The 10,563-nt window shown below is 67.6% G+C and carries 8 protein-coding genes, 4 tRNA genes and 1 pseudogene; 9 read left to right on the forward strand and 4 right to left on the reverse strand.

The window, feature by feature from the left end:
- Positions 1-9: 9 nt before the first annotated feature.
- From ACIGHN_RS26810 to ACIGHN_RS26820, 3 genes are all read left to right on the forward strand, one after another.
- The gene (locus tag ACIGHN_RS26810; RefSeq protein WP_056416865.1) at positions 10-453 is read left to right on the forward strand and encodes a nuclear transport factor 2 family protein; all 444 of its coding nucleotides are present in this window, start codon (positions 10-12) and stop codon (positions 451-453) included.
- 72 nt (positions 454-525) lie between these two features.
- The gene (locus ACIGHN_RS26815) at positions 526-1,563 is read left to right on the forward strand and encodes a YheT family hydrolase (RefSeq protein WP_396507256.1); all 1,038 of its coding nucleotides are present in this window, start codon (positions 526-528) and stop codon (positions 1,561-1,563) included.
- On the forward strand, positions 1,556-2,116 hold the full coding sequence (locus tag ACIGHN_RS26820) for a DUF2946 family protein (RefSeq protein ID WP_396507258.1): 561 nt from the start codon (positions 1,556-1,558) through the stop codon (positions 2,114-2,116). Before ACIGHN_RS26815 ends, ACIGHN_RS26820 begins: the two co-directional genes overlap by 8 nt.
- Before the next feature lie 204 nt (positions 2,117-2,320).
- Here the strand turns inward: ACIGHN_RS26820 and ACIGHN_RS26825 are convergent.
- From ACIGHN_RS26825 to ACIGHN_RS26840, 4 genes and pseudogenes are all read right to left on the reverse strand, one after another.
- Positions 2,321-2,884: pseudogene (locus ACIGHN_RS26825) on the reverse strand (c-type cytochrome); the annotation flags it as partial.
- A 155-nt stretch (positions 2,885-3,039) separates the two neighbouring features.
- A complete protein-coding gene (locus ACIGHN_RS26830) occupies positions 3,040-4,461 on the reverse strand; it encodes an efflux transporter outer membrane subunit (protein ID WP_396507260.1) in 1,422 nt (473 codons plus the stop codon).
- Positions 4,454-7,609, reverse strand: a complete 3,156-nt coding sequence (locus tag ACIGHN_RS26835; protein ID WP_056416839.1) for an efflux RND transporter permease subunit — start codon at positions 7,607-7,609, stop codon at positions 4,454-4,456. Before ACIGHN_RS26835 ends, ACIGHN_RS26830 begins: the two co-directional genes overlap by 8 nt.
- A gap of 13 nt (positions 7,610-7,622) precedes the next feature.
- Positions 7,623-8,918 (reverse strand): efflux RND transporter periplasmic adaptor subunit, encoded by a 1,296-nt coding sequence (locus ACIGHN_RS26840; RefSeq protein ID WP_396507262.1) that lies wholly within the window; start codon positions 8,916-8,918, stop codon positions 7,623-7,625.
- Positions 8,919-9,108: 190 nt separating this feature from the next.
- On the opposite strand from ACIGHN_RS26840, the gene ACIGHN_RS26845 reads away from it, so the two are divergent.
- The 6 genes from ACIGHN_RS26845 to ACIGHN_RS26870 form a co-directional block, all read left to right on the forward strand.
- The gene (locus tag ACIGHN_RS26845) at positions 9,109-9,765 is read left to right on the forward strand and encodes a TetR family transcriptional regulator (RefSeq protein WP_056416845.1); all 657 of its coding nucleotides are present in this window, start codon (positions 9,109-9,111) and stop codon (positions 9,763-9,765) included.
- A 98-nt stretch (positions 9,766-9,863) separates the two neighbouring features.
- Positions 9,864-9,939, forward strand: a tRNA-Arg gene (locus ACIGHN_RS26850).
- Positions 9,940-10,035: 96 nt separating this feature from the next.
- Positions 10,036-10,121, forward strand: a tRNA-Tyr gene (locus ACIGHN_RS26855).
- 67 nt (positions 10,122-10,188) lie between these two features.
- Positions 10,189-10,262: transfer RNA gene (locus tag ACIGHN_RS26860), tRNA-Gly, on the forward strand.
- A gap of 60 nt (positions 10,263-10,322) precedes the next feature.
- Positions 10,323-10,397 (forward strand) — tRNA-Thr (locus ACIGHN_RS26865).
- A gap of 74 nt (positions 10,398-10,471) precedes the next feature.
- Positions 10,472-10,563, forward strand: a 92-nt coding sequence (locus tag ACIGHN_RS26870; protein ID WP_005434227.1) for a GTP-binding protein, incomplete at its 3' end; no start/stop codon positions are given.

Below are 10,563 nucleotides of genomic sequence, written 5' to 3' on the forward strand. Positions count from 1 at the left end.
CCGACCCCCATGCCCCGCCCCAGCGCCGCCACCCTCGGAGGATCCTCGGATGACACCGAGGCCGCTTTCTATGAAGCCCTGCAGCGCGGCGACATCGAACTGCTGATGTCCTGCTGGTCGGAAGACGACGACATCGTCTGCGTGCACCCCGGGGGGCCCCGGCTCATGGGCGCGGGTGCGATCCGCGCCGCTTTCGAAGCCATGTTCGCGCATGGCACGGTGCGGGCCCGGCCGGTGCAGGTGCACCGGGTGGTGGCCTTGTCCAGCGCCGTGCACAGCGTGGCCGAACATGTCGAGGTGATGTTGCCCGACGGCCTGCACCAGGCGGTGGTGCTGGCCACCAATGTCTATCACAAGACCCCGGAGGGCTGGCGCATGGTGGCCCACCACGCGAGCGCTGGCACCGCGCCCGACGCGCAGGGGGTCGATGCCCAGCGCCCGGTGCTGCACTGAGCGGGACGGACGGCCCTGGATGGATGCAGCTGTTTTTGCGGCCTGCCGCTGGATGAATAAGCGCCGATAGCTATGAAATATATAGCGCCACGCTGGCTGCCGGGTGGGCAGCTGCAGACCATCTGGCCTGCCCTTTACTCCCGCCGCGCGTTCGGCCCCAAGCCCCAGTACCGCCGCGAGCGCTGGGACACGTCGGACGGAGACTTCATCGACGTGGACTTTCTGGTGGACGGCAGCCCAGGCACCGGCACCGGCTCCGGTACACCGGCGCCGCAGCCCCTGCTGGTCGTCTTCCACGGCCTGGAAGGTTCGTCGCGCAGCCACTATGGCGAAGCGTTCGCTGACTTCGCGCGCGAGCACGGCTGGGCCTGCGCCTTGCCGCATTTTCGGGGCTGCAGCGGCGAGATCAACCGCGCCCCGCGGGCCTACCATTCGGGCGACCATGCCGAGATCGGCTGGATCCTGCAGCGCCTGCGCGCAGCACACACCGGGCCGCTGGTGGCGGTGGGGGTGTCGCTCGGGGGCAATGCGTTGCTGCGCTGGGCCGCCGAGGTGGGCGAGGACGCCGCGCGCAGCGTGGACGCGGTCGCGGCCGTGTGCTCGCCCATCGACCTGGCGGCCGGCGGGCACGCCATCGGGCGCGGCTTCAACCGGCAGGTCTACACCCGCATGTTCATGCGCACCCTGGTGCCCAAGGCGCTGCAGAAGCTGGCGCAGCACCCGGGCCTGTTCGACCGGCAGGCACTGCTGGCCGCGCGCGACCTGTACGCCTTCGACAACGTGTTCACCGCGCCCGTGCACGGCTTTCGCAACACCGAGGACTACTGGCTGCGGGCTTCGTCCAAGCCGATGCTGCACCGCATCCGCGTGCCGGCGCTGGTGGTCAATGCGCGCAACGACCCCTTCGTGCCCGCGGCCAGCCTGCCGCAGGCGCACGAGGTGGGCCGCTGCGTGACCTTGTGGCAACCCCCGCACGGCGGCCACGTGGGCTTTGCGCAGGGGCGGCTGCCCGGCAATGTGCGCGGCATGCCCGATGCCGTGGGCGGCTGGCTGGCGAATCAGGCTGACATCGGCGGCTGGACAGGCGCCGCACAATCGCCCCATGGATGACATCGTCAAGCAAGCCATTGCCAAATGGCCCAACGTACCCCACTGCTACGGCTGGCTGGGCCTGGATGCGCGGGGACGCTGGTTCCTGCGCGACGACGCGGTGCAGGCCGCAGGCCCCTTCCCCGAAGCCAAGGGCTCGCTGCTGCAGCACGAAAAGCTGATCGAGTTCATCGAGCGCAACTACGAGGCCGACGGCCAGGGGCAGTGGTTCTTTCAGAACGGGCCGCAGCGGGTGTACGTCGAGCTCGAGGCCACGCCCATCGTCTGGCGCATCCAGCCGGACCTGTCGCTGGTCTCGCACACCGGGCAGGCCGCCACGGCGCTCGATTGCCTGCTGGACGAAGAGGGCCGGGTCTATTTGACTGCGACCCAGGGCCTGGGCCTGGTGCACACCCTGGACGTGTTGCTCGCGTCCGAAGCGGTGGAACGGGGGCTGTGGTCCCCACGCGAGGTGCGGGCCGCCGATCTGCCCACGCTGTACGGCTACATCCAGAGCCCCCGGGCGCTCTGGGCCGCGAGCGGCGGTGGGGCTGCGGCGTCAGCGCCGGCTTGAAGCGGCGGCGGGTCCTGGTGGACATGGCCGCACACCGCGCGGGCATGAAAAAGCCGACCTCGGTGGGTCGGCTTTCTTCGGCAGGGTTGGCGCCGTGACGGCGTACGTCCCTCAGGACAAACGGGCCATGCGCCCGTCACCCCCCTGGCCGCAGCGTGGTGCCGCAGCCACAGCGCGGGCCGCAAGGCCCGCGAAGGATCACTGTGACGCAGCCGAGGCAGGTGCTGCAGCGGCAGAGGCATCCGCAGCAGGTGCCGATGCACCGGCAGCCGCCGGAGCGGCAGGCTCTGCGAACTTGGCGCCCGCGGCGTTGGCCATGTAGGCCACGGCGCGTGCGATTTCGGTGTCGTTGAAGTCGCCGCCACCCTGCGGCGCCATGGCGCCCTTGCCCTTCAAGGCCGAATGCACCAGGGCATCGAAGCCGGTCTTGATGCGTTCTGCCCAGGCTGCGGCATCCGCCAGCTTGGGAGCCCCGGCCGCACCCGTGGCGTGGCAGGCAGCGCACTGGCCCTTGAAGACTGCTTCACCCGTCGCCAGAGGGCGGTTGGCATCGCGCACCTCGACCATGCCCACCTTCTGGATCCGCTCGGCAATGGACTTTTCAGGGTTGGCCGCACCAGCAGCGGGTTTGTCGGCCGATGTGACGTACATGACCAGGCCGATGATGGCAAAGATAGGAACCACAAACGAGAAAAAACTCGCCAGCAGCAGTTGCTTGGGGCTCTTGATGGGGCCGGTGTGCGCTTCTTCGTGGTGGGTGTCGCTCATGACTTCCTCTGGTGTATCGGGGGGCTTTGATGAAATCAACCTTAAATTATATCTGCGGCCCCAGGAGCTGCAGTCCCCCGCAAAGCACACGCGCACCCCGATGAACCCTGAGTGCACCCCCCGCAGCCCCGGCCGGGCCGCGGGGGCAGCCTGCCTCAGGAGCGGTTGTCCGCCACTGCCGGCGCGCCGCCGCCCAGGGCCTTGTACAGCGTCACCTGGTTTTGCAGCTGCGCCAGGCGTACTTGCACCACCGCCTGCTGCGTGGCAAACAGCGAGCGCTGCGCGTCCAGCAGGTCGAGGTAGCTCGACACGCCGTTGCGGTAGCGCAGGTCGGCCAGTTGCAGGCGGGCGCCCTCGGCCTCGGCCTGCCGCTGCTGGGCCAGCGCCTGCTCGCCCAGCGTGGCCTGCCCGGCCAGCGCGTCCGACACTTCCCGGAAGGCGGTCTGGATGGCTTTTTCATACTGCGCCACGGCAATGCTCCGTCCGGCACGCGCGCTCTCCAGGTTGGCCTGGTTGCGGCCCGCATCGAAGATCGGCAGCAGCAGCGACGGCGCAATCGAGAAGCCCCAGGAGCCGCTCTTGAACAGCCCCGACAGCTCGTTGCTGGCCGTGCCCGCCTGCGCGGTGAGCGCAATGCGCGGGAAGAACGCAGCCCGCGCCGCGCCGATGTTGGCGTTGGCGGCGATCAGCTGCTGCTCGGCCTGGCGGATGTCCGGGCGCCGCGTGAGCAGCTCGGACGGCAGGCCGGCCGGCAGCTGCGCCATGGCGGGCGCATTGGCCAGCCGGCTGCCCGCCAGGCTGGCGCGCACCTCGTCGGGCAGGGCCTGGCCCAGCAGCAGGACCAGCGCGTTCTCGTCCAGCGCACGTTGGCGCTGCTGCTGCGCTAGCGTGGCGCGTGCCGCCTGGGTCAGCGAATCGGCCTGGCGGAAGTCCAGCTCCGAGGTGACGCCCGCGTCCAGGCGCATCTTGGTCAGGCGCACCGATTCCTCGCGCGAGGCCAGGGTCTGGCGCGACAGCTCCAGCAGCTCTTCGTCGGCCAGCAGGTTCAGCCAGCCGTTGGCCACCGCGGCCACCAAGCTCACCTGCGCGGCGTTGCGGCCTTCTTCGGTGGCCAGGTACTGCGCCAGCGCCTGCTCCTTGAGGCTCGCGATGCGGCCGAAGAAGTCGATCTCCCAGGACGAGATGGCCAGGCCGACGCTGAACGAGTTGGTCAGGTCGCCGGTGCCTGTGGCGGGCGCGCGGCTCGCGTTCGCGGCCACGCCCACGCCCGGGTACATGTCGGCACGGCGCACCTGGTAGGTGGCGCGGGCCTGCTCGATGTTGAGCACCGCCACGCGCAGGTCGCGGTTGTTGGCCAGCGCCGTTTCGATGAGCTGGCGCAGCCGGGGCTCGGCGAAGTAGTCCTGCCACGGGGCCGTGGCGGCCGTGCCCTGTCCTGCAGCGGTATTGTCTGCGCCGAGCGTCGTGTACACCGACGGTACGGGCGCTGCGGGGCGCTCGTACGTGGGGATGAACGAGCAGCCGGCCAGCAGCGCGGCCGCGGCCAGGGCGGTGAGGGTGCTGCGGTGATTAGTCATGGGTTCCAACTCCTGCTTCTTCTGCATGGCGGCGGTTCATTTCCTGCTGGCGCGCGCTGCCCTTGAACAGGCTGCGCACCACGACGAAGAACACGGGCACGAAGAACACCGCCAGTGCCGTGCCGGTGATCATGCCGCCGATCACGCCGGTGCCGATGGCGCGCTGGCTGGCCGAGCCGGCGCCCGATGCGATGAACAGCGGCACCACGCCCAGGCCGAACGCCAGCGACGTCATCACGATGGGCCTGAAGCGCAGGTGCGCGGCCTCCAGCGCGGACTCGACCAGTCCCTTGCCCTGGGCATGCAGGTCCTTGGCGAACTCGATGATCAGGATGGCGTTCTTCGCGGACAGGCCGATGATGGTGATCAGGCCCACCTGGAAGTACACGTCGTTGGCATACCCGCGCAGCAGCGTGGCCAGCAGCACGCCCAGCACACCGAGCGGCACCACCAGGATCACGGCCAGCGGAATGGTCCAGCTTTCATACAGCGCGGCCAGGCACAGGAACACCGCCAGCACGGCAAAGCCGTACAGGATGATCGCCTGCGATCCCGCCTGCTTTTCTTCGCGCGACGTACCCGTCCACTCGAAGCCGAAGCCCGGTGGCAACTGCGCGGCGAGCTTTTCCATCTCGGCCAGCGCGGCGCCGCTGCTGTAGCCCGGGGCGGGTTCGCCGCTGATGCGCATGGCGGGGTAGCCGTTGTAGCGCACCGTCTGCTGCGCGCCCTTGACCCACTTCGTGGAGGCAAAGGCCGACAGCGGCACGGGCTGGCCCTGTGCGTTGGTCGCGTTCAGGCGCAGCAGGTCGTCCGGCTGCATGCGGCCTGGCGCGTCGGACTGCACCACCACGCGCTGCAGACGCCCCTTGTTGGGGAAGTCGTTCACATAGCTCGAGCCCAGCGCGGTGGAGATGGCGCTGTTGATGGCGTCAAAGCCCACGCCCAGAGCCTGCGCCTTGTCGCGGTCGATGTCGATCTGCAGCTGCGGAGCATCTTCCAGGCCGTCGGGGCGCAGGCCCGTCAGCACCTTGCTCTGCATGGCCATGCCCAGCATCTGGTTGCGGGCGTTGACCAGCGCGTCGTGGCCCAGGCCCGCGCGGTCCTGCAGGCGGAACGAGAAGCCGCTGCCCGTGCCCAGTTCCGGAATGGCCGGCGGGCTGAGCGGGAAGATGAACGCATCGCGCACCGTGGACAGCGCACCGAACGCGCGGCCTGCCAGGGCGCTGGCGGATTGGCCGGCCTCCTTGCGCTCGTCCCAGTCCTTGAGCGTCACGAACGCGATACCCGCGTTCTGCCCCTGGCCCGAGAACGAGAAGCCCAGCACGCCCACCATGCTCTGCACTTCGGGCTGCTTGAGCATGAAGCCTTCGACCTGCTTCATCGCCTCGAGCGTGCGCTCTTGCGTGGCGCCGGGCGGCAGCTGCACGTTCACAAGGATGTTGCCCTGGTCTTCCTGCGGCAGGAACGCGGTGGGGATGCGCGTGTACACGATGCCCACCACGGCCAGGATGGCGCCGTAGATGACCAGGTAGCGCGCCGCCTTGCGCAGGATGCGCGACACCAGGCCCTCATAGCCCTTGGCGGTGCGCGTGAACACGCGGTTGAACCAGCCGAAGAAGCCGCGCTTTTCGTGGTGGTGCCCCGCCTCGACAGGCTTGAGCAGCGTGGCGCACAGCGCCGGCGTGAGCGACAGCGCCATGAAGGCCGAGAAGGCGATCGACGCGACCATCACGGCCGAGAACTGGCGGTAGATGTTGCCGGTGGAGCCCGCGAAGAACGCGAGCGGCACGAACACCGAGATCAGCACCACGGTCACGCCGATGATGGCGCCCGAGATCTGGCGCATCGCCTTGCGCGTGGCCTCCAGGGGCGAGAGCCCTTCCTCGCTCATGATGCGCTCGACGTTCTCCACCACGACGATGGCATCGTCCACCACGATACCGATCACCAGCACCATGCCGAACATGGTCAGCACGTTGATCGAGAAGCCCAGGGCCAGCAGCGTGCCGAACGTGCCCAGCAGGGCAATCGGCACCACGATGGTCGGGATGATGGTGTAGCGCCAGTTCTGCAGGAACAGGAACATCACCAGGAACACCAGCACCACGGCTTCGACCAGGGTCTCGGCCACTTGCGAGATCGAGATCTTCACGAAGCGCGAGCTGTCGTACGGGATGGAGTACTTCACGCCTTCAGGGAAGAACTTCTGCAGCTCGTCCATCTTCTCGCGCACCAGGCGTGCCGACTCCAGCGCGTTGCCGCTGGGCGACAGCTGCACACCCAGGCCGACGGCCGGGGCGCCGTTCAGGCGCGCCGAGGTGGCATAGCTCTGGCCGCCGAGTTCCAGGCGTGCCACGTCCTTCAGGCGCACCGACGAGCCGTCGGTATTGGCGCGCAGCACGACGTTGCCGAACTGCTCCACGCTGGACAGCTGGCCCTTGACCACGACCGTGGCCGCAATGCCCTGGCCGGTGATGTTGGGCAGGTCGCCCATCACGCCGGCGGACACCTGGGCGTTCTGCGCGCGGATGGCGGCCGTCACGTCGGCGGCAGACAGGTTGAAGCCGCGCAGCTTGTCCGGATCGATCCAGACGCGCATCGCGTTTTCGCTGCCGAACAGCTGCACCTGGCCGATGCCCTTGACGCGCTGCAGCTCGGGCTGAAGGTTGCGGGCCGCGTAGTCGCCCAGTTCCACGGGGGTGAACTTGGGGTTGTCCGACGCCAGCATGGCAAACAGCAGGAAGTTGCTGCGAGCCTTGTCGACGCGCACGCCCTGCTGGGTCACGACGGACGGCAGGCGCGGCGTGGCGCGCGACAGGCGGTTTTGCACATCCACCTGGGCCAGGTCGGAGTTCGTGCCGGGCTCGAAGCTCAGCGTGATGCTGCCGGAGCCATCGGCCTGGGCCACGGACTCCATGTACAGCAGGCCGGGCGAGCCGTTCATTTCACGCTCGATGACGGACAGCACGCTGTCCTCGAGCGTCTGAGCGGACGCGCCTGGGTAGGCGGTGTTGATCACGATCGATGGCGGGGCCACCGGCGGATACTGGGCAATCGGCAGTTGCGTGATGGCGACGCCGCCCATCACCATGATGAACAGCGCAATCACCCACGCAAAGATGGGGCGGTCGATAAAGAACTTGGCCATGCTGGGCTGCCTTTTATGGCTTGGAGGCCGCGGCCGATGCTGCCGGTGCGGCTGGCGCAGACGCAGCGGCGGCGGAGGCTCCCGGCTGCGCTGGCGCGGCGCCCGGCGCTTGCCACGGCACAGGCTTCACAGGTGTTCCCGGCGGCAGCATCTGCAGCTTCTGGAAGCCGTCCACCATGACCTTCTCGCCAGCCTTCAGGCCGTCGAGCACCACCCAGCGGTTGTTCTGCGCGGCGCTGATCTTGATGGTGCGCTGCGAGATCTTGCCGTCATCGGACACGACGCTGATCGTGTCGCCTTGCTGCGTGCGCGTGACCGCCTGCTGGGGCAGCGTGATGGCGTTGCTGGCCTGGGCCTGCTCGATGCGCACGCGCAGGTACAGGCCGGGCAGCAGTTCGCCCTTGGGGTTGGGCACTTCGGCGCGCAGCGTGACCTGGCCCGTGGTGGCGTCCACCGACAGGTCGGTGAACAGCAGCTTGCCGGGCTGTGCGTATTCGGTGCCGTCACTGAGCACCAGCTTGACGCTGGCGGCCTCGCCGCCGGCGCGCTTGAGCTGGCCGTTCTCCATGGCACGGCGCAGCTGGAACACATCGCTGGCCGACTGCGTGAAGTTCACATAGACGGGGTCGATCTGCTGCACCACCGCCAGCGCCGTCGCCTCGCCCTGGCCCACCAGCGCGCCCTCCGTCACCAGCGCCCGGCCAATGCGGCCGGAGATGGGGGACGTGACGCTGGCGTAGCCCAGGTTGATTTCCGCCGTGCGCACGGCGGCCTTGCCAACAGCCACATCGGCTTGCGCCTGCTTCTCGGCCGCTTCGGCATTGACGAAGTCCTGCTTGCTGATGGCATTGGCGCTGACCAGGGGGCGATAGCGGTCCACCTGGGCACTGGCCTGCGCCAGATTCGCCTGCGCCTTGGCCAGGCTGGCGCGCGAGCTTTCAGCGGCTGCAGCGTAGGGGGCGGGGTCGATGCGGAACAGCGCCTGGCCCGCCTTCACGTCGCTGCCTTCCTTGAACAGGCGCTGCTGCAGGATGCCTGCGGCGCGTGCGCGTACCTGGGCGGTGCGCGATGCCTCCACGCGGCCTGGCAATTCGGTGACCAGCCCCACATCTCCGGGTGTGGCAGTGACCACGCCCACTTCGGGCGCGGGCATCTGGGGCGGTGCGCCGCCCGCGGCCTTGCCGTCGGTTTTTCCGCAGGCGGCAAGGAGCAGGGCCACCGCGCTCACGGCCACGAAAGTGCGCGTCGTGCGGTAGGAAAGCGCCTGGGGGAGGGCGCGGCTGACGGATGGGTCACGCAGTGTGCGCATGAGAGTCCTTCTGATGTGCGTCAAGGAAATGGGGTTGTAGGGGATGGAGCGTCGGCCACGGGCCTTCCCCGGAGAACCCGACAAAACAAGTCCGCGATTATACATACAACCATGAATGTATAATTGGCGATGTGTATGCCCTTGCGTTCTTGCGGGGGCATTGGGACCGGAGCAGAGGAGACAAGCCACCATGGCACGCCGAACCAAAGAAGATGCCATCGCTACCCGCAACAGCCTCATCGATGCCGCCGAGCAGGTCTTTGGCGACAAGGGGGTGTCGCGGGCGTCGCTCAGCGACATCGCCCAGGCCGCAGGCGCCACGCGCGGGGCCATCTACTGGCACTTCAAGGACAAGGTCGACCTGTTCAACGCCATGATGGACCGCGTGACCCTGCCCCTGGAGCAGGGCTATGGCGAGTTCGAAAGCAGCACGTGCCCTGAGCCGGTGCAGCGCCTGCGCGCCGTGATGGCCATGGTGCTGCGTGGCGTGGCCTTCGATGAGCGCACGCGCAGGGTCTTTGAGGTGGCGCTCTACAAGGTGGAGTACGTGAGCGAGATGGTGGGTGTGCGCGAGCGCCACATCGCGGCGTCCGAAGGGTTCACGCGGCAGCTGGCGCGGGACTTCGAGCTGGCAGCCCAGATGCAGGGTGTCGCATTGCCGATGACACCGATGGAGGCCGCGGTGGGCCTGCACGCCCTGTTCGACGGGCTGATACGCAACTGGATCCTCAGCCAGGGCGGCTTTGATCTGGTGGGGGTGGGCCGTGTCAGTACGGACGCCTTCCTGGTGGGGCTCGGGTTGTCGTTGCCGCAGGGGCGCTGCGATGCGCAGGATGCGTCTGCTTGAGCGTGGCACTCGCCGCTTGCGCGGTGCCGGGGTTGGCAGATCTTGTTGGGGATCATGGCGCTGCATGCGATAATCCCGGGCTGTATTGATGCAGTCACGCGGCTGTAGCTCAGTGGATAGAGTATTGGCCTCCGAAGCCAAGGGTCGTGGGTTCGATCCCCGCCAGCCGCGCCAGATGCCTGGGTCCAACGACCAGGGGTTCGAAAGTTGTGCGGCTTCGCACAATTTTTCAGGCGGGCTAAAAATCAGTGCTATAATTCGAAATTCTCCGGAGGGGTGCCCGAGTGGCTAAAGGGGGCAGACTGTAAATCTGTTGGCTTACGCCTACACTGGTTCGAATCCAGTCCCCTCCACCAGTTAGTCAGTGTTGAGAGTGTCAGCCGTTCTGTTTGTGCGGGGCGGTCGCAAAGGTTGCCAGCCGATGCGGGAGTAGTTCAATGGTAGAACCCTAGCCTTCCAAGCTAATGACGCGGGTTCGATTCCCGTCTCCCGCTCCATTGCTTGGCTGTGCTGGTTGATGAGTTAGAGATTTTGATGTCGTGCAAGCGGCATCAAGCGCCCATGTGGCTCAGTGGTAGAGCACTCCCTTGGTAAGGGAGAGGTCGCGGGTCCGATTCCCGCCATGGGCACCACTTTCAGGTGCGTCCGATTCTGGTTGCGCCGAGATCCTGTTGTGTTGATTTAGATTTTTTTCGGAGTCGGAAAAATGGCAAAAGGTAAGTTCGAACGTACCAAGCCCCACGTCAACGTGGGCACGATCGGCCACGTGGACCATGGCAAGACGACGCTGACGGCAGC

It is taken from the genome of Acidovorax sp. NPDC077693 (assembly GCF_044542805.1).
In the GTDB taxonomy this organism is placed as follows: Bacteria; Pseudomonadota; Gammaproteobacteria; order Burkholderiales; family Burkholderiaceae_C; genus Acidovorax.

Bases quoted from the DNA above. Each gene is read 5' to 3' on its own strand.
- ACIGHN_RS26810 (WP_056416865.1), top strand. From the start codon at position 10: ATGCCCCGCCCCAGCGCCGCCACCCTCGGAGGATCCTCGGATGACACC.
- ACIGHN_RS26815 (WP_396507256.1), top strand. From the start codon at position 526: ATGAAATATATAGCGCCACGCTGGCTGCCGGGTGGGCAGCTGCAGACC.
- ACIGHN_RS26820 (WP_396507258.1), top strand. From the start codon at position 1,556: ATGGATGACATCGTCAAGCAAGCCATTGCCAAATGGCCCAACGTACCC.
- ACIGHN_RS26830 (WP_396507260.1), bottom strand. From the start codon at position 4,461: ATGACTAATCACCGCAGCACCCTCACCGCCCTGGCCGCGGCCGCGCTG.
- ACIGHN_RS26835 (WP_056416839.1), bottom strand. From the start codon at position 7,609: ATGGCCAAGTTCTTTATCGACCGCCCCATCTTTGCGTGGGTGATTGCG.
- ACIGHN_RS26840 (WP_396507262.1), bottom strand. From the start codon at position 8,918: ATGCGCACACTGCGTGACCCATCCGTCAGCCGCGCCCTCCCCCAGGCG.
- ACIGHN_RS26845 (WP_056416845.1), top strand. From the start codon at position 9,109: ATGGCACGCCGAACCAAAGAAGATGCCATCGCTACCCGCAACAGCCTC.